Raw genomic sequence first — 18,695 nt, forward strand, 5'->3', positions numbered from 1 at the left:
TTCCGTCCCCTCACCTGGTCAGCGGTCCCAGAGATGGACCGGCTCGTTGTCATGCATGTGCTCGATGTACCGCAGGGTCATCTTGCGCAGCGCCTCGTAGTCCCCTCCGAGCGCCCGCGCGGTCTCCACCTGCCAGGTCGCTCCGTTCTGCGCGGCGAGGCAGCGCTGCTCGATGATCCCGAGGAGCCGGTCGCGGTACGGCGCGCTGACGCCCCAGAGTTCGAGCCCCTGGTGGGCGAGCGGCAGCAACCGTCGGCAGATGAGCTCGGCGGCCGGCACCTCTCCGAGCCCCGGCCAGTACAGGCGGGCGTCGAGGCCGTACCGTGCCGCGTTGCGGAAGTTCTCCTCGGCCGCGGCGAAGGACATCCGCGTCCAGACGGGCCGCTCCGCCACGGTCAGCACCCGCATGAGCCCGTAGAAGAAGGCGGCGTTGGCCGTGATGTCCGCGACCGTCGGCCCGGCGGGCAGCACCCTGTTCTCCACGCGCAGGTGCGGCGTGCCGTCCACGACGGCGTAGACGGGCCGGTTCCAGCGGTAGATCGTGCCGTTGTGCAGGGTCAGCTCGCCCAGCTGGGGCACGCCTCCCCTGTCGAGCATGTCACGCGGATCCTCCTCGTCGCAGATCGGCAGCAACGCGGGAAAGTAGCGGACGTTCTCCTCGAACAGATCGAAGACCGAGGTGATCCACCGCTCGCCGAACCACACCCGGGGCCGTACGCCCTGGGCTTTCAGCTCCTCGGACCGGGTGTCCGTCGCCTGCTCGAACAGGCTGATCCGCGTCTCGCGCCAGAGCTCCTTGCCGAAAAGGAACGGCGAGTTGGCCGCGACGGCGACCTGCGGCCCGGCGATGGCCTGCGCCGCGTTCCAGTGATCCGCGAACGCGGACGGGCTGACCTGCAGGTGGAGCTGCAGGCTGGTACAGGCGGCCTCCAGCGTGATGCTTTCGGCGTACATGTCGAGCCGGTCGACACCCTCGATCTCGATGTGCAGGTCCTCGCTGCGCGCGGCGAAGATCTGCTCGTTGAGCAGCCGATAGCGGACGTTCGACGACAGGGCCCCCTCGCCGACGTCGCTCTCCCGCAATGTGGGCAGGATGCCGATGAGCACCAGGTGCCCGCCGACGCTCCTCGCCCGCTCCTCCGCCCGGTTGAGGCGCTCCTGGATCGTCTCCTCCAGCCGGAGCGACCCGTCCCGGTGCAGGCCCTGCGGCTGGATGTTCATCTCGATGTTGAACCGGCCCAGCTCGGTGCCCCAGTCGGGCTCGGCGATGGCGGCGAGCACCTCGGCGTTCTTCATCACCGGCTCTGCCCTGGAGTCGACCAGGTTGAGCTCTATCTCCATGCCCGCGCGCGGCCGGTGCAGCTCGAACCCCGACTCGCGCAACATCTGTGCGAGGACGTCGAGCGACCGCCGGATCTTGTCGCGGTACCGGCGGCGATCGTCCCGGGTGAACGCCATGGCGGGTACGTCACGCCCCACAAATCCAGCGTACGCACCCTGGAACGGCTCACACCAGTCTGCGGGCGGTGGCCCAGCGGGACAGCTCGTGCCGGTTGGAGAGCTGGAGCTTGCGCAGCACGCTCGACACGTGCGTCTCCACGGTCTTCACCGAGATGAACAGCTCCTTGGCGATCTCCTTGTACGCGTATCCGCGCGCGATCAGCCGCAGCACCTCGCGCTCCCGCTGGGTGAGCGAGTCGAGCTCAGGGTCGATGGGCGGAGCCTCGGTCGAGGCGAACGCGTCCAGCACGAACCCGGCGAGCCGCGGCGAGAAGACCGCGTCGCCGTCCGCCACCCGGACGATCGCGTCGGTGAGCTCCGCGCCGCTGATCGTCTTGGTGACGTAACCGCGGGCGCCGCCCCGGATGACGCCGATGACGTCCTCCGCCGCGTCGGACACCGACAGCGCGAGGAACCGCACCTGCGAGCCGGATCCCAGGACCCGCCTGAGGACCTCCTGACCGCCGCCGCCGGGCATGTGCACGTCGAGCAGCACGACATCCGGCTGCAGCTCGGCGATCGACGCGACCGCGCTGTCGACGTCCTCGGCTTCCCCGATCACCTGGATGGACGGCCCCAGTTCCGCGCGGACGCCGGACCGGAACAACCGATGGTCGTCGACGATCAGTACGCGTACGGTCTTCATCAGATCTTCACCATTCCTCGCTTGTTCCGGGCGGCCGGCCACCGCGCGGGTTCGTTCGCCGCTCCCGGCGGCCTCGTCACGACGCCCTCTTCATGGTCAGCATGACCTCCGTCCCGTCGCCGGGCTCGGTCCTGACCCGCGCGCTGCCGCCGTTGCGCTCCATCCTGCCGATGATCGACTGGCGGATGCCCATGCGGTCGGCGGGGACGGCGTCGAGGTCGAAGCCCTGGCCCCGGTCCCGGACGAACACGGTGACCTCGTCGGGCTCCACCTCGGCGTACACCGAGATCACCGGAGCCCCAGAATATTTGGCCGCGTTCACCATCGCCTGCCGGGCCGCCTGCAGCAGCGCCCCCAGCCTCTCGTCCAGGTCGCAGTCGCCCACGCAGACGATCTCGATCGGCACGCCGTGGGCGTCCTCCTCCTCGGCGGCGACCCTGCGTACGGCGGCGGCCAGCGTGGCGTCGGCGTCCTGCTTGGGCTGGTAGAGCCAGTTGCGTAGATCACGCTCCTGGGCGCGGGCCAGCCGCGTCACCTCACGCGAGTCGTGCGCGTTGCGCTGGATCAGCGTCAGCGTATGCAGCACGGAGTCGTGGACGTGCGCGGCGACCTCGGCCCGCTCCTCCTGGCGGATGCGCTCGGTGCGTTCCCGCTGGAGCTCCTTGACCAGGGAGGCCAGCCAGGGGGCGGCGATCATCAACATGCCGCCCACGACGACGGCGGTGAACACCAGGCCGGTCTTCGCCTTGGCCAGCTCGCCGCTCGCGGCGAGGAATCCGATGGCGCCGACGACGATCAGCAACGCGCCGACGATGGTCCTGACCCAGCTCGCGCTGACCTTGCTGACCGCGCCGGACATCCAGCGCTGCCGCCTGCCGGGGTCGGCCTGCTGCCAGAGGATCAGCGCGCCGATGCCGCCCACGACGATCGGCCACGTGCCGATGCTCCCGTCGGATGCCCCGGTGATCCACCAGAGCCCGGCGATGGCCGTCCACAGCACGCCGTACGCGGCGAACTGCCCCCAGTCGCGGGCCGGTTCCGGGCCCTTGACCTGCTCTTTCGGCGTGAAGATCCACAGGGCCGCGTAGGCGACGACGCCCAGGCCGTTGACGACGGTGAGCAGCACGAAACCCAGGCGCAGCACGACGGGATCGAGCCGCAGCTGAGCGGCGGCACCCTGCGCGACCCCGGCGATGACGCGGCCGGAGGCGGGCCGGACGAGGCGGGGCTCGGCGGCGGGGGCGGCATTGGAGACAGTAGGCGTTTCAGACATCTCGCGCAGCATCGTCACACGACACGCGTCATGGTCGCATCAGGGCGTGCCCTGATGCGACCCCTGAGGGTTCGGGGGCGAGTCAGGGGTTCCCCCGATGGCCGCCGCGCCGGCGAGCCGCGACGATGGGACCATGACCGAAGCACCGCCCACCTCCACCGAAGAGCCCGCCCCCACCGACGAGCGGGTGCTGCAGCGATCCGGCGACGGCCGGATGATCACCGGTGTGTGCGCGGGCCTCGGACGCTACACCGGCATGGACCCCGTCCTGTTCCGCGTGGGTTTCGGCGTGCTCATCCTCGGATCCGGCATCGGCATCATGCTGTACATCGCGGCCTTCCTGCTGATGAAGGACACCGAGGGCCGGCCCGGATACGTGGAGCAGTGGACCCGTCGCATCTTCGACACCGAGACGGTGCTGGCGCTGCTGGCCGCGGTCTTCGCGTTCGGCCTGATCATCAACGTCGCGTCGGGCGGGATCGGCATGGGCACGATCGTCGTCGGCACGCTCCTGGCGATCGCACTGCTCGCCGCCCACGCCCGCGGGGTAGACCTGATCGCGCTGGCCAAGTCGCTCCCCGAGCGGATCATCGGCCGCCGCGGCATGACCCCGGCCCAGGACAGCGCCTTCCCCTGGCCCGGCACCCGCTCCACTCCGTCGAGCCCGCACGGCATGCCGCCGCAGGGGCCGTACGGGGGCGGCCCGTACCCGGGTCCGCACGCCCAGCCGCCGCACACGCCGTACGCGCAGGGGCCGTACGGACAGGCACCCTATGGGCAGACCCCCTATGGACAGGCGCCCTATGGACAGGCTCCCCACGGCCAGGCCCCGCAGGCGCCGTACGAGCAGGCGCCGTACGAGCAGGCGCAGTTCGCCCAGCCACCGCACGGCTCCGCCGCGCCCGGGACGACCGGGACAACCGGAAGTGGACCGGCCGGGCCCGCCGGGACGCTCCGAAGCGAGACGACCGCCGGCGAAACGGCCGCGACCGATCGCGCAGGGGTCACGATGCCGCTGACGCCACCGGCTCCCCCGGTCTCGCCCACGCTGGAAGCGCCGCTTGCTCCCCCGGCTCCCCCGGCTCCCTCAGCGCCGTCGGCGCCCGCCGGAACCTCCGGCGAGGCCAGGAGTTTCACGGCACCCGACGACCGCGTGTCCGCCGCGTCGGCCGAGTCCGCCGAGCCCGGTTTCCGGCGGCTGTCCGACCTGGCCAGGGAAGCCCGCCTGAGCACGCACGACTACGCGTCGGGCGAGCCGTTCGCCCCGCGCGGCCCCTACGCCCGGTACGGCGGCACGCCCTACCCGCCCGTGGAGGACCCGTACTTCCATGACGCGGAGCAACCGAAGGCCCGGAAACCGGCCAGGCGCCCCAAGTCGTTCATCGGCGGATTGACCATCTGCCTCGCCCTGATCGTTGGAGGGATCATGGTCGCGGTGCAGCAGAGCACCGGTTCTGTCAGCATGCCGGTGATCGGCGGGGCGGTACTCGTCACGATCGGGACCGGTCTGCTCATCGCGACGTGGTTCGGACGGGGCGCGGGGCTGGTCGCCGCCGGGGTCATCGTGTCGCTCGCCCTCGTCGCGGGATCGACGTTGAACGGCATCCCCAAGAACGTGGGCAGCTACGCCTGGCATCCGAGCGACCTCTCCCAGACGCGCAGCGAGTACACCGTGGGGATCGGCGATGGCAAGCTCGACCTGAGTGACGTCATGCTGGCCCCCGGCTCACGCACCCGTTTCGACGCGTCGGTGTCGATCGGGCAGATCACGGTCATCGTGCCGCCCACCGCGCGGGTCGAGGTCCACGGGTACGCCCGGGTGGGCGAGGTGAAGATCGACCACAAGGTGGAGGACGGCATGGACGTGCGGTTCGACAAGGTGCTCGACCCCGAGGTCCCCGGCACGGGTGACGCCCCGACGATCGAGCTGCACGTGCAGGCCGGCATCGGCGACGTGGCGGTGCGCCGTGGCGCGTGACCCTGAGAAGCGGCCCGGTCAGACGCATCGGACCGACTGGCTGGCCCTGCTGTGCGGCCTGCTGTTCGTCGGAGTCGGCATCCGCTATCTGATCCCGCCCAGCCCCGACCCGGCGCTGATCTTGCTGATCCTCATCGTCGGCCTCGGATTCTCCGCGTTCGTCGCCATCCTCGCGAAAGCCGCCCGCAAGCACTGAGGTGGCCCAGGGCCGTCGCCGAACTCCGTCGAGTGTGGATCGCACCTGACGTGCCGCACATGTCTCACGGAACGACCTGCGGTTTCCCATTAGACTGGAACGATGTTGGCCCTGGAGTTCGTCAGCACCATCCACGCCAGTCGTACCGGCCTGACGGACGACCTGGCCGACGCCGCGGACCTGACGGCATGGGGGCGGGCACACGCCGACCCGCTCGGACTCGACCCGACCGCGTTCGTCGCCACCGAGGCCCTGCGGGACGAGGTGATCGAGCTGCGCCAGGCGGTGCGCGCCCTGTTCGCCCGCGCCGTCTCCCCCGGAGCGCCGAGCGACGCGGACGCGCACCGGCTGCCCGGGTTCGCCGAGTCGCTCGGACTGGTGAACGCGACGGCGATGGCGGTGCCGCTCGCGCTGCGGCTCGACTGGCCCGCCGACGGCCTCCCGCGCCTCACGACCGTTCCCGCGGAGCCGGTGAGCGAGTCCGCGCGCATCCGCGCCGCCCTCGCCGCCTCCGCCATCGAGTTGCTCGCCGGTCCCGGCCGCGAGCGGCTGCGGACCTGCCACGCGCCACGCTGCGTGCTCTACTTCCTCAAGGAGCACGTCCGGCAGGAGTGGTGCTCCGTCGCGTGCGGCAACCGCGCGCGTGCCGCGCGCCACTACCGCCAGCACAAGGCGCGCTGACACACCGCCCCTGACATCCCCGTAGCCCCTCTCCGGCCGCCACGACCACCCGCCATGACGCGTCGCCGATCACGCCGTCGCCATGCTCGATCACCGCCGACAACGGGCGAAGAACACCCGCATCCATCGATTGTGTGATGTACGCCACTCCCTTATAACGGAATCAATCCACCATTCCCGTTATATCGTCTAACGGAAGCCTCCATTAGACATGGTGAGGAGAACCCCCATGACCTTCACGACCGGCCACGTCGGACTCAACGTCTCGAACCTCGACAGGTCCAAGATCTTCTACACGACCGTGTTCGGCTTCGACGTCGTCGGCGAGTCCAAGGAGGAGGGGTGCCGCTTCGCCTTCCTCGGGTTCGACGGCGCCCCCGTGCTGACCCTCTGGGAGCAGAGCGAGGGCACGTTCGACGCCGGGACGCCCGGCCTCCACCACCTGGCCTTCCAGGTGCCGGACATCGAGGCGGTTCGCCGGGCCGAGGCCGTCATACGGGAGACCGGCGCCACCGTCTTCCACGACGGCGTCGTGCCGCACGGCGAGGGCGCGCCCTCGGGTGGCGTGTTCTTCGCGGACCCCGACGGCATCCGCCTGGAGATCTACGCCGCCGGCGGCGCCGACGAGCGTCCCGCGCCCACGCCCGGCGCTCCGACCTGCGGCTTCTTCTAGGGAGTGTTGCGTGGATCTTTGCCGTAGCGAGGATCGGCCAGATGGATGCGTCGCAAGGCGGAGGAGGAGGTCGGAGCGGAGCCTCCGGCCGACATTCCCGGGCCCCGCGGAAAGTCCGAGCTTGCGAGGAGTTTTCGTGGGTGGGGCGACAACGAAGCGAGGCGCCATCTGGGCGACCGCAGTAGGCCAAAAAGATCCACGAAACACGACCTAATCGGATCGCACGACATCGAACGGCCCCCGGGGGAAGGAGACGAGGATGCGACACACCGGAGAGGTCGCGGTCCAACTCCGTGCGGGCGTGCGCGCGGAGAACTGGGGATCGGCGGGCACGAAACCGGAGATCCCCGAGGTGGCGGCCGACTTCCTGGCCGCCCAACGCATGCTCGTCATCGGTACGGCCGGCCCCGGCGGACGCGTCTGGGCCGGCCCGCTGACCGGGCCCGCCGGGTTCGCCACCGCACGAGGACCGCGCACGGTGGTGATCGACGCGCTGCCCGGCCCGTACGACCCGCTCGCGGGCGTGTTCGACGGTGACCGGAGCACCTGGCACAGCACCGGACGCGACACCGGAAAGGGCACCGGACCCGCGGCCGGCGCGGACACCGGGCAGGACACCGTGCGCGACACCGGGCACGACATCGGCCTGCTGGCCATCGAGCCCCGGACCCGGCGGCGGATGCGGATCAACGGCCGCGCCCGGCGGGAGGGCGACGGTCTCGTCGTCACCACCGAGCAGGTCTACGCGAACTGCCCCAAATACCTCCAGACCCGTGATGTCGCGGAGGAACCGGCCCACTCAACGGCGGTCACGTACAGAACAGGGCTGCTCGCCCCCGAGCACCGGGAGTGGATTGAGAAGGCGGACACCTTCTTCGTCGCCACGCACGCGGACGGGTTCGGCTCGGACGTTTCCCACCGGGGCGGCAACCCCGGGTTCGTCCGCGTCGTCGACGAACATCGGCTGGTCTGGCCCGACTACGTCGGCAACTCGATGTACATGACGCTCGGCAACCTGGAGCTGAACCCGGCCGCCGGCCTGCTGTTCCTCGACTGGACCACCGGCGACGCGCTGCACCTGACCGGCCGGGCCCGGGTCGACTGGGACCCGGGCGACGTCCCCGGCGCGCAGCGCCTGGTCGAGTTCGACATCGACGAGGTGGTGCAGGTCGGCGGCGCGAGCCCGCTGCGCTGGACCTTCGGAAATTACTCCCGTTTCAACCCACAGCTAAGAAGCCGATGATGCGCGTCTACGTCGACAGGGAACGCTGCCAGATACACGCCCAGTGCGTCTTCGCGGCACCCGACGTGTTCGAGCTCGACGAGAACGACGAGCTGCACTACGTCGCCGAGCCGGACGAATCGCTGTTCCCGGCCGTCGAGGAGGCCGCCCTGCTCTGCCCGGTGCAGGCGATCTCCATCCGGGACTTACCTGGACCGAGAACGGCGCCACAGGAAGGACATCCACCATGAAACCACCGGTTCCTCCCTTCACCGAGGAGACCGCGCGTCAGAAGGTGCAGGCCGCCGAGGACGCCTGGAACACCCGCGATCCCAAGATCGTCGCTCAGGCGTACACACCCGACTCGGTCTGGCGCAACCGCGACGAGTTCGTCACGGGACGCGAGGAGATCGAGTGGTTCCTCACCCGCAAGTGGGAGCTGGAGCTCGACTACGCGCTCCGCAAGGACCTGTGGGCCTTCACCGGCGACCGCATCGCGGTGCGCTTCCAGTACGAGTGCCGCGACGCCGACGGTCAGTGGTGGCGCAGTTACGGCAACGAGCTGTGGGAGTTCGACGCCGACGGGCTGATGCGCCGCAGGGAGGCGAGCATCAACGACCTGCGCATCGACGAGGGCGAGCGGCGGATATTCGGCCCGCGGCCCGCCGAGGAGCGGGGCCTATCTTTCCCCCTGGCCTGACTTTTGGGGGTTGACCGACCGAAACAGGGGCGTACGTTCGCAACTATCCGGTCTCGCCTCTTGTCCGGGAGGGATTGCATGCCCCGAATCTCCGTCACCGTCGACGGCATCCGATACGACGAGGAGGTGGAACCGCGCCTTCTCCTCGTCCATCTCCTGAGAGATCGACTGGGGAAGACGGGCACGCCGATCGGCTGCGACACGAGCAACTGCGGCGCCTGCACGGTGCTCCTCGACGGCAGGAGCGCCAAGAGCTGCTCGGTCCTCGCCGTACAGGCGGACGGGTGCGACATCGTCACGATCGAGGGCCTGTCCACAGGTGGTACGTGGCATCCCATGCAGCGGGCGTTTCACGAGGAGCACGCGCTCCAGTGCGGCTACTGCACCCCGGGGATGATCATGGCGGCGATCGACCTGCTGCACGACGACCCCGACCCCTCCGAGGAGTCCGTTCGCGAGGGGCTGGAGGGCAACCTCTGCCGCTGCACCGGCTACTGCACCATCGTCCGCGCCGTACGGCGGGGCGCGCGGGAGATGTCGCAGAAGCAGGAAGGGGCGGCTACGTCATGACCGAGCAGCTCGACGCCGGCGTGGCGGCCCGGCAGATCAAGGAGAGTGACGTCCTCAGCGGCGCCGGCGACGGCCGGGAGGTCGGCCGGGCCCGGCGGCGCAAAGAGGACGCCCGCCTGGTCACGGGCCGCACCCAGTGGACCGACAACATCCAGCTCCCCGGCCTGCTCCACGTGGCGTTCCTGCGCAGCCCGATGGCGCACGCGCGGATCACCCGGGTCGACACGTCGGTGGCGCGCACCCAGCCCGGCGTCGTGGCGGTCTTCAGCGGCCAGGACTTCGCCGCCGAACAGGGCAGCCTGCCCTGCGCGTGGCCGGTGACCGAGGACATCGTGCTCCCCGACCACCCGCCGATGGCGGTGACGGAGGTCCGCTACGTCGGCGAGGCGGTGGCCTGCGTGGTCGCCACCGACCGCTACAAGGCCGCCGACGCGCTGGACGCCATCGAGGTCGACTACGAGCCCCTCGACGCGGTGACCGACATGACCGCGGCGCTCGAAGAGGGCAGTCCCAAGGTCCACGAGGCCGGCAACAAGGCGTTCACCTGGAAGTTCGCCCAGGGCGACATCGACGCGGCGTTCCGCGACGCGGCCGTGCGCATCGACCGCACCTACGTCCAGCAGCGGCTGATCCCGTCGGCGATGGAGCCGCGCGCGGTCGTGGCGCAGACGGACGGCGACTCCTTCACCCTGCATTCCTCGACGCAGATCCCGCACATCCTGCGGGTGATGCTGGCGCTGACCACCGGGATCCCCGAGCACAAGCTGCGCGTCGTCGCCCCCGACGTGGGCGGCGGGTTCGGCTCCAAGCTCCAGGTGACCGCGGAGGAGGTGCTCTGCCTGCTGATCACCCGCCGCCTCGGCAAGCCGGTCAAGTGGACGGAGTCGCGTTCCGAGGGCAACCTGACCGTCCACCACGGCCGTGACCAGCTCCAGCGGATCAGCGTCGCCGCCGACGCCGACGGCCGGATCAGGGGCGTCAAGGTGGACCTGCTGGCCGGCATGGGCGCGTACCTCATGCTGGTCACGCCTGGCGTCCCGCTGCTCGGCGCGTTCATGTACTCCGGGATCTACAAGATGGACGCCTACGACTTCACCTGCACGGGCGTCTTCACCACCAAGATGCCGACCGACGCGTACCGCGGTGCGGGCCGGCCGGAGGCCACGTTCGCGATCGAGCGGATCGTGGACGAGCTCGCGGCCGAGCTCGGCATGGACCCGATCGAGCTCAGGCGGCGCAACTGGATCCAGCACGCCGAGTTCCCGTACACCACCGTCTGCGGCCTGACGTACGACTCCGGCAACTACGAGGCGGCGACCGACCGGGCGCTCGCTCTGTTCGGCTACGACAAGCTACGCGCCGAGCAGGCCGACCGGAGGGAGCGCGACGATCCCGTCCAGCTCGGCATCGGCGTATCGACGTACACCGAGATGTGCGGCCTCGCGCCGAGCCGCGTCCTCGGCAGCCTCTCGTACGGCGCGGGCGGCTGGGAGCACGCGGGCGTCCGCGTGCTGCCCACCGGCAAGGTCGAGGTGGTCACCGGCACCAGCCCGCACGGGCAGGGCCACGAGACGGCGTGGAGCCAGATCGTCGCCGACGCCCTGGGCGTGCCGTTCGAGGACGTCGCGGTGATCCACGGCGACACGTCCTCGTCGCACAAGGGCATGGACACCTACGGCTCCCGCTCGCTCGTCGTGGGCGGCGTCGCCGTCGTCCAGGCGTGCGAGAAGGTGAAGGAGAAGGCCAGGCAGGTCGCCGCGCACCTGATGGAGGCGTCGCCCGACGACATCGAGTTCACCCGGGGCGAGTTCCGGGTGCGGGGCACGGGCACCTCGCGGACGATCCAGGAGATCGCGCTCGCCACGTTCGCGGCGCACGACCTCCCGGACGGCTTCGAGCCGCGCCTGGACGCCGAGGCGACCTTCGATCCGGACAACTTCTCGTTCCCGCACGGGACGCATCTGTGCGCGGTCGAGGTGGACACTGAGACCGGCGCGACCAAGATCAGATCGTACGTCGCGGTGGACGACGTCGGCAGCGTGGTCAACCCGCTCATCGTCGAGGGCCAGGTCCACGGCGGCATCGCGCAGGGCATCGCCCAGGCGCTGTTCGAGGAGGCGGTCCACGACGCGGACGGCAACCTGCTGACCACGACCATGGCCGACTACCTGCTGCCGTCGGCGGCCGACCTGCCCGACTACACGACCGACCGCACCGAGACCCCGGCCACGACCAACCCGCTCGGCGTCAAGGGCGTCGGTGAGGCGGGCACGATCGCCTCGACCCCCGCCGTCGTCAACGCGATCGTCGACGCGCTGCGCCCGCACGGCGTGCACGACGTGCCGATGCCCTGCACCCCGGAGCGCGTCTGGCGGGTGCTCGACCAGGCCCGTACGACCGCCCAGAGCACGGACGGAGGTCTGTGATGATCCCCGCGTCGTTCGATTACGTCCGCCCGTCGTCGCTGGACGAGGCCCTGGAGACGCTCCGCGACCAGGGCGAGGACGCCAAGGTCCTCGCCGGAGGCCAGTCGTTGCTGCCGCTGCTGCGGCTGCGGCTCGCCTATCCCGGAACGCTCGTCGACGTGGGCCGCGTCAAGGAGTTGCGCGGCGTCGCTGACCGGGGCGACCACATCCTGATCGGCGCGATGACGACGCACTACGACATCGTCACCTCTCCGATCGTGCGGGAGCACTGCCCCCTGGTCGCCCTCGCGACGGCGACCGTCGCCGACCCCGCCGTACGGCATCGCGGCACGCTCGGCGGCTCCCTCGCCCACGCCGACCCGGCCGGGGACCTCCCCGCCGTGGCCCGCGCGCTGGACATGGAGTTCGTGGTCAGGTCGGCCGATGGGGAGCGTGTGATCCCCGCGGCGGACTTCTTCCTCGACTATCTGGAGACCGCGCTCGACCCCGGGGAGATCCTCACCGGGATCCGGGTGCCCAAGCTCGGCCCGGGCTGGGGCTTCCACTACGAGAAGTTCCACCGTACGGCCCAGGCGTGGGCGATCGTCGGCGTCGCGGCGGCGGTCCGCCGGTCGAACGGGACCATCGAGGAGGCGCGGGTCGCGCTGACCAACATGGGGCCGACGCCGGTCCGCGCGACCGCGGTCGAGGAGGCGGTACGCGGCGCCGAGCTGGGCGCGGGTGGAGTACTGCGCGCGGCCGCCTCGCGTGCGGACGAGGACACCCATCCCCCGGCCGATCTGCACGCCCGGCCGGACTATCGCAGACACCTGGCCCGGGTCCTCACCCACCGCGCGCTCCTCGCCGCGGCGGGCACCACCTGATCCGGCCGCCCGCCCGTCCCGTCAGGGATGGGCGGGCACCACCTGGTCCGGCCGGCCCATCCCGGCTTCACCCGATCCGCCCCGCCCGGTGGCGGCGACGGGGACCCGGGTCGTACTGTCGCAGTTGGAAGACCGGCGCAGCCGACGGAACGGAGTCGTCCCATGGCAATGCGGTTCGAGCACGAGTTCACGGTGCCGGTCCCGGTGGAGCGGGCATGGCCGGTGCTGCTGGACGTCGAGCGGGTCGCGCCGTGCCTGCCGGGAGCGACGCTCCAGTCCGTCGAGGGCGACACTTTCACCGGCGGCATGCGGGTCAAGGTGGGCCCCATAACCGTGATTTACCAGGGCCATGCGTCGTTCGAGGACGTCGACGAGAAGGCGTGCACGCTGACGCTCAAGGCGTCGGGCAAGGAGGCGCGCGGCTCGGGAACGGCCGGCGCCACCGTGCACGCCCGGCTGATCCCCGAGGGCGACCACACCAGGGTGCGGGTCGAGACGTCCTTCCACGTCACCGGACGGCCCGCGCAGTTCGGCCGGGGCGTCATGGCCGAGGTCGGCTCCAAACTGATCGACCGCTTCGCCGGCAATCTCGCCGCCCTCCTGGAAGAGGGAGCGGAAAGGAGAGAGCCCGAGAAGGCCGTCGGCCCTGAAGAGGCGCGGCTCGAGGAGATCACCGCGCCCCTGCAGCCGGTACCGCCGGCGCCACCCGCGCAGCCCGCCGTGCCCGCACAAGCGGCGCAGCCCGCCGGACCCACGCCGCACCGACACCTGACCGCGGTGCCGTCTCCGCCGGAACCGGTGGCGGAGAGACGCCCGGAGCGGGGTTCCAAGGCGTCGCGGACCGCGGACGAGGAGGCCCTGGACCTGCTGCGCATCGCCGGAGTGCCGGTGCTCAAGCGGCTGGCCCCGCTCCTGGGCGCGCTGGCCGGGATCGCCGTGGTGGTCTATCTGATCCGGCGACGACTCTCCCGCTAAACCAGCAAAAATCCCGTCATCTTCTCCCGAACCGGGACAAGCCACCTGAGCGTAGGGGAACACCCCGAGTGTCGAAACCGGCATTCGGGGGGTTCGCATGGCGGTGCGGCCGGACGTGACCATAGTCGTGATCACCTACAACGACGCCGCCCGGCTCCCCAGGGCGGTCGGCTCGCTCCTCCACCAGTCGCTGCGCAACATCGAGATCATCGTCGTGGACGACGCGAGCACCGACGGCACCGCCCAGGTCGTCCGCGACCTGCCCCGGGTCCGGTACATCCGCCGGAGATCCAACAGCGGCGGCTGCGGAGCGCCGCGCAACGCCGGGATGAACGCGGCCCGCGCGCCGTACATCATGTTCCTCGACAGCGACGACGAACTGCCGCGGCACGCCTGCAAGAGCCTGCTGACCGAGATCGAGCGGACCGGCGCCGACTTCGTGACCGGCCAGATCTCGCGGCTGATCGAGGAGACCGGCAAGACGACGCCCTACTACCCCTCGCTCTTCCGCAGACGGCGGGTCGTCCCGGGGATCGCCGCCGACCCCGCGATGTTCTTCGACGGGTTCTCGACCAACAAGCTCTACCGGCTCGGCTTCCTGCGTGAGCACGGCCTGCGGTTCCGCGAGGACGTGCTCTACGAGGACCACATCTTCACGGCCGCCCTCTACCGCGCCGCGAAGCGGTTCGCGGTCGTGCCGTGGCCGGTCTACCTGTGGCATCGGGCGCCCGGCGATGACGTGTCGATCTCGCTCCGCCTCGGCGCGATCGACAACGTGCGGCACCGGGTGGTCGCGGCGGAGGCCGCCGACCGGATACTCCGGCGCGGCGGCCTGGCCGGCCTCGTACCGGAGCGACAGCACCGGTTCGTCGCCCAGGACCTCCGGGTCTACCTCAACGCGCTGCCGAGGTTCGACGCGGTGTGGGCCAAGGACTTCGCCGCGGTGGTCCGGCCGTACCTCGCGGCGCTCGAACCCGGCGTGCTGGACCGGGCGGAACCGATGATCAGGGTGTGCGCGCGGCTCATACTCGCCGACCGGATCGAGGACCTGCGTGTGGCGGCGCGGTCGCTGACCGGGGGCAGGGCGGCTCCCCGCGAGGCGGTCACGCGGGACGGGCGGACCTACTGGGGCGCCGACGCGGACCCCGACCTCGACATCACGGCCATGCGGCTCGCCGAGCTGCCGTTCTCCGCGACCCGGATCAGGCACGAGGTCACCCAGGCGTCGCTGACCCGCTCCGTCCTGTCCCTCACGATCCGCACCTACGACCCGTTCTCCGTGCTCGACCGCCACCCGACGACGGCCCACCTCGTCGTCGGCGCCCATCGCGTACGACTCTCGCCGCGGGAGCACCCGGAGGGCGGCTACCTGATCCGGGCCCGCGTGGATCTGACGAAGGCGAATCCCGGCCCCTTCTGGTGGGCCGGCTTCCACGACCCCAAGCTCGTCTTCACCCGCGCGGACGGGCACAGCACCAGTGACCGCCTGCTCGCCGATCCCTCGCTGCCGCCGCTCACGGCGTCCACGCCGACGCACCGGGTGACCGTACGCCCGGAGGGCGACAGCGCCCTCCTGCGCACGGTGTGGGAGCGGCGCGGGCCGTTCCGGCAGGTGGTGCCGCGGCTGCTCGCCCTGCGCCGGGCGGTCATCAGGCGCACCAGTGACCGGAACCTCAAGCTCAGGATCTACAAGCGCCTGATCCGGGTCGTTCCCCGGCGGCGCGACCTCGTGCTGTTCGAGGCCGACTGCGGCAGGGGCTACACCGGGCATCCCCGGTACATCCACGAGGAGATCCACCGCAGGAAGCTGCCGCTCAGGTCGGTCTGGTCGGTGTCGGCGAACCGGCGGAACTTCCCCCGCGACGTGACCAAGGTCCGGCGGATGAGCTGGCGTTATCTGTGGACGATGGCGCGGGCCGGGTGGTGGGTGGACAGCCACGGCATGCCGCTGGGCTTCCCCAAACCGCCCGGCACCCGCTACCTGCAGACGTGGCACGGTCAGGGCTCCAAGCCGGTCGGGCTCAACTCGCCGGACCTGCGCGGGGACTTCCCCGGCCCGCGCGAGGAGTGGCGCGCGAACGTGGCCCGCTGGGACGCCCTGGTCGCCCCCAGCGCGGAGTTCGAGCGGATCTTCCTGCCCGCCAACGAGTACGTCGGCCCGCTGCTGCGGTACGGCTCACCGCGCTGCGACGTGCTGGTGCGCGGGGACGCCACGGCGGCGGCGCGGGCCAGGGAGCGTCTGGAGATCGAGGAGGGCGCCCGGGTCCTGCTGTACGCGCCGACCTACCGGGACAGCGCGAAGCTCTCCGGCCGGTCGGTCCGGGTGGACCTCGACCGGCTGGCGGCCGAGCTGTTCCCCGAATGGGTCCTGGTCCTGCGCACCCACCCGGTGGAGCGGTACGCGGTGCCCGAGCGGCTGCGGCACTTCGTCCGGCCCGCGGGAGGCTATCCCGAGATCAACGACCTGATGCTGACCGCGGACGTGCTGCTGACCGACTACTCATCGGTGATGTGCGACTTCGCGGTCACCGGCAAGCCGATCGTGCTGTTCACCGACGACTGGGAGGAGTACCGCCGGGTCGAGCGCGGCTTCCACCACGACCTGACCGAGATCGCCCCCGGCCCGTGCGTCACCACCACGGAGGAGCTGATCCGCGTGCTCCGCGACCTCCGCCCGCCGCGACACGCGGCACGAGACGCGGCACGAGACGCGGCACGAGACGCGGAGAGATACGCGGAGAGATACGCGGCCTTCCGCCGCATGTGGTGCGCCCGGGAGAAGGGAGAGGCGGCGGCCCGCGTCGTCGACGTGTTCTTCGCCGGGTTCGTCCGGAAGCGGCCGGCCTGATGAGGACCGTTCTGTTCGCCTGCGTGGACGCCGACACCCTCGGCGGGATCCAGCGCGTTACGCACACCGTCGCGCAGGGCCTCGCCGGACGCGGCTACGAGGTCCACGTGGCCGGCCTGCACCGGTCCGCCGACCCCGTCCGCTACGTCGAGCACCCCGCGTACGAGCACCACGTCCTCAGCACGGAACCAGCCGGACGGTCCCGGAGCCGGGCCGAGCGCCGGGCGATCACGCGACTGCTCGCCGACGTCGGCCCCTGCTATGTCGTGATGACCTCACCCGGGGTGGTGACCAGGATGCGGGACCTGCTGACGCCGCACCGCGATCTCGGCATCGGGCAGTATCACGGGTCGTTCGACCACGCCGTCGGCTCGTGGCACTTCCGCTCGGTGCGGGCGCACTACGGCGAGCTCGACCAGGCGGTGTTCCTCAGCGCCGACGACGCCAGGCGGTTCTCCGAGGCGGCCCTGCTGCCCAACGCCTGCCATCTGCCGAACCCGCTCCCCGGCTGGCCGCCGACGGTGTCGTCCGTCGGCGGCCGGCGGATCCTGGGTGTGGGGCGGCTGTCCGGGGTCAAGCGGTTCGACCGGCTGATCTCGGCGTTCGCCCGGGCATGCCGTTCGGGAGGGGACCCGGGCTGGGAGCTGCACCTGATCGGGGACGGGCCGGAAGTGGAGCGGCTCCGGTTACACGCGGCGGCCGAGGGCGTCGCGAGCACTGTGATCTTCCGGGGGCGGATACCGGCGGCGGGGATGCCGGCCGAGTACCTCAAGGCCTCAGCGGTGGGGCTGTCGAGCGAGCACGAGGGACTGCCGCTGGTCATCGGGGAGGCGGCGTCGTACGGGGTGCCGTGCGCGGCGTTCGACGTGTCCGGGGGCGTCCGCGCGCTGGTGCTGCCGGAACGGACCGGCCTGCTCGTCCCCCCGGCGGACGTCCCGGCTCTCGCCGCCGCGCTGTCCCGGCTGATGGGCTCCGCGGACGAGCGGCGGCGGCTGGGTGCCGCCGCCCGCCTGCACGCGGAGCGGTTCCGGCTGGAACACGTACTCGACCGATGGACGTCGCTGCTGGAGCACGTCAGCCGTTGACGAGCTCACGGGGACGCGTCGCGGGGACGCCGGCGAGGGTGCGCTGGCCGTCGGTCAGGAGGGCGGCCAGCGGGCCGGGTTCGCGCAGGCGGACCAGCAGGTCGCGGTTGCGCTTGCGCCAGCGCGCGGCCTTCCGCTTGCCCGCGGCGGCCTTGTACGCCGAGATGTGCTGGCGCTCCGCCTTGGGCGCTCCGCTCAGCTCGTACCCGCACTCCGCCAGCCGCTCGCCGAGCACGTCCTCGCAAAGCGCGATCTCCCACGGCTCCAGCCGGGCGGACCAGCTGCCCGCGCGCGAGGTGGTGACGTCGCCGTGCGTGTTGCGGTGCCAGACCTTGTGCGCGGGCACCGCGACGCGGGCCACGTGCCTGGGCTCGCACATCCCCGGGTCGTAGTCCTCGCCGATGAACGCGCACAGCTTCCTGAGCTCCCGCTCGGGCTCGGCCGTCAGGTCCTCGTACCGGAGCTGGTAGAAGGTGTCCTCGGAGAGCCGGCGGGCGTTACGGCGGCCGAAGTCGATGGCCTCGGCCCAGTTGGCCACGGCGTGGAAGCTGTCCAGCGTGTACCAGGGCATCTCCTTCAGGGAGGCGACGCAGTCACGGCCGTCCCTGATCAGGTGGATGAACTGGGCGTCGGGGAACATGCGCATCAGCATGTCCACGTGCTTGAAGTAGCTGGGCCGCTTGTCGCCCCAGCGCGGCTTGCCGAACCGCTCGGCGTAGCTCTTGAAGACCGTCCCGATGACCGAGCCGAAGCTGCCCGGCCCCATCATCGCCGTCTGGACGAACTCGGCCTTGTCGAGACCCAGCTCGCGGAACTTGGTGTTCCTGCCGTTGGCAATCCACTCCGCGAGCCTGCGGCGGTTCTCCGCCTGCCGCATGTCTCCGTACGACTTGCGCGAGAAGTAGGCCGGGACCAGGAACCGTGTCTCCGGCGGAACCGCGATGCGCGGGTGGGAATGCAGCATGAGCTGCAGCATCGTCGTGCCCGAGCGCGGGCAGCCGACGACGAAGATCGGCCTGTCCGACTGCATGGAAATCAATCCCCCTGTGTTGGAAACTC

At 71.0% G+C, this 18,695-nt stretch carries 17 protein-coding genes; 13 read left to right on the top strand and 4 right to left on the bottom strand.

All coding sequences use genetic code 11. The features are described from left to right. Positions 1-18: 18 nt before the first annotated feature. The 3 genes from QSK17_RS01515 to QSK17_RS01525 all read right to left on the bottom strand — a co-directional run bounded on the left by QSK17_RS01515 (position 19) and on the right by QSK17_RS01525 (position 3,419). Positions 19-1,479: a glutamate-cysteine ligase family protein gene (locus QSK17_RS01515; RefSeq protein WP_285702514.1), complete on the bottom strand. Its 1,461-nt coding sequence runs from the start codon at positions 1,477-1,479 to the stop codon at positions 19-21. Between the two features lie 28 nt (positions 1,480-1,507). Further along, the gene (locus tag QSK17_RS01520; RefSeq protein WP_285702515.1) at positions 1,508-2,146 is read right to left on the bottom strand and encodes a response regulator; all 639 of its coding nucleotides are present in this window, start codon (positions 2,144-2,146) and stop codon (positions 1,508-1,510) included. Between the two features lie 76 nt (positions 2,147-2,222). Next, on the bottom strand, positions 2,223-3,419 hold the full coding sequence (locus QSK17_RS01525) for an ATP-binding protein (RefSeq protein WP_285702516.1): 1,197 nt from the start codon (positions 3,417-3,419) through the stop codon (positions 2,223-2,225). 133 nt (positions 3,420-3,552) lie between these two features. On the opposite strand from QSK17_RS01525, the gene QSK17_RS01530 reads away from it, so the two are divergent. The 13 genes from QSK17_RS01530 to QSK17_RS01590 all read left to right on the top strand — a co-directional run bounded on the left by QSK17_RS01530 (position 3,553) and on the right by QSK17_RS01590 (position 17,636). Beyond that, positions 3,553-5,397, top strand: coding sequence for a PspC domain-containing protein (locus tag QSK17_RS01530; protein ID WP_285702517.1), 1,845 nt, complete (start codon positions 3,553-3,555; stop codon positions 5,395-5,397). Beyond that, on the top strand, positions 5,387-5,593 hold the full coding sequence (locus QSK17_RS01535; protein WP_285702518.1) for a hypothetical protein: 207 nt from the start codon (positions 5,387-5,389) through the stop codon (positions 5,591-5,593). Before QSK17_RS01530 ends, QSK17_RS01535 begins: the two co-directional genes overlap by 11 nt. 102 nt (positions 5,594-5,695) lie before the next feature. Next, complete coding sequence (locus QSK17_RS01540) at positions 5,696-6,274, top strand: CGNR zinc finger domain-containing protein (protein ID WP_285702519.1); 579 nt, start codon at positions 5,696-5,698, stop codon at positions 6,272-6,274. Between the two features lie 229 nt (positions 6,275-6,503). Continuing rightward, positions 6,504-6,947: a VOC family protein gene (locus QSK17_RS01545; protein WP_285702520.1), complete on the top strand. Its 444-nt coding sequence runs from the start codon at positions 6,504-6,506 to the stop codon at positions 6,945-6,947. A gap of 259 nt (positions 6,948-7,206) precedes the next feature. Further along, a complete protein-coding gene (locus tag QSK17_RS01550) occupies positions 7,207-8,190 on the top strand; it encodes a pyridoxamine 5'-phosphate oxidase family protein (protein WP_285702521.1) in 984 nt (327 codons plus the stop codon). Next, entirely contained in the window at positions 8,190-8,420 is a 231-nt protein-coding gene (locus tag QSK17_RS01555) for a ferredoxin (RefSeq protein ID WP_285702522.1), read from the top strand. The genes QSK17_RS01550 and QSK17_RS01555 overlap by 1 nt, the downstream gene beginning before the upstream one ends. Then, the gene (locus QSK17_RS01560) at positions 8,417-8,869 is read left to right on the top strand and encodes a nuclear transport factor 2 family protein (RefSeq protein ID WP_285702523.1); all 453 of its coding nucleotides are present in this window, start codon (positions 8,417-8,419) and stop codon (positions 8,867-8,869) included. Before QSK17_RS01555 ends, QSK17_RS01560 begins: the two co-directional genes overlap by 4 nt. Positions 8,870-8,947: 78 nt before the next feature. Next, positions 8,948-9,439, top strand: coding sequence for a (2Fe-2S)-binding protein (locus QSK17_RS01565; RefSeq protein WP_285702524.1), 492 nt, complete (start codon positions 8,948-8,950; stop codon positions 9,437-9,439). After that, on the top strand, positions 9,436-11,865 hold the full coding sequence (locus tag QSK17_RS01570) for a xanthine dehydrogenase family protein molybdopterin-binding subunit (protein WP_285702525.1): 2,430 nt from the start codon (positions 9,436-9,438) through the stop codon (positions 11,863-11,865). Before QSK17_RS01565 ends, QSK17_RS01570 begins: the two co-directional genes overlap by 4 nt. Further along, positions 11,865-12,728, top strand: coding sequence for an FAD binding domain-containing protein (locus QSK17_RS01575; RefSeq protein ID WP_285702526.1), 864 nt, complete (start codon positions 11,865-11,867; stop codon positions 12,726-12,728). Before QSK17_RS01570 ends, QSK17_RS01575 begins: the two co-directional genes overlap by 1 nt. A 162-nt stretch (positions 12,729-12,890) precedes the next feature. Next, complete coding sequence (locus QSK17_RS01580) at positions 12,891-13,703, top strand: SRPBCC family protein (protein ID WP_285702527.1); 813 nt, start codon at positions 12,891-12,893, stop codon at positions 13,701-13,703. 115 nt (positions 13,704-13,818) lie between these two features. Beyond that, positions 13,819-16,551 (top strand): bifunctional glycosyltransferase/CDP-glycerol:glycerophosphate glycerophosphotransferase, encoded by a 2,733-nt coding sequence (locus tag QSK17_RS01585; protein ID WP_285702528.1) that lies wholly within the window; start codon positions 13,819-13,821, stop codon positions 16,549-16,551. Beyond that, positions 16,551-17,636: a glycosyltransferase gene (locus tag QSK17_RS01590; RefSeq protein WP_285702529.1), complete on the top strand. Its 1,086-nt coding sequence runs from the start codon at positions 16,551-16,553 to the stop codon at positions 17,634-17,636. The genes QSK17_RS01585 and QSK17_RS01590 overlap by 1 nt, the downstream gene beginning before the upstream one ends. Here QSK17_RS01590 and QSK17_RS01595 read toward each other — a convergent pair. After that, positions 17,626-18,666: a sulfotransferase family protein gene (locus QSK17_RS01595; protein ID WP_285702530.1), complete on the bottom strand. Its 1,041-nt coding sequence runs from the start codon at positions 18,664-18,666 to the stop codon at positions 17,626-17,628. The genes QSK17_RS01590 and QSK17_RS01595 overlap by 11 nt on opposite strands. Between the last annotated feature and the right edge of the window lie 29 nt (positions 18,667-18,695).

Origin of the sequence: Microtetraspora sp. NBRC 16547, from assembly GCF_030268965.1 — a bacterium.
Taxonomy (GTDB): domain Bacteria; phylum Actinomycetota; class Actinomycetes; order Streptosporangiales; family Streptosporangiaceae; genus Microtetraspora.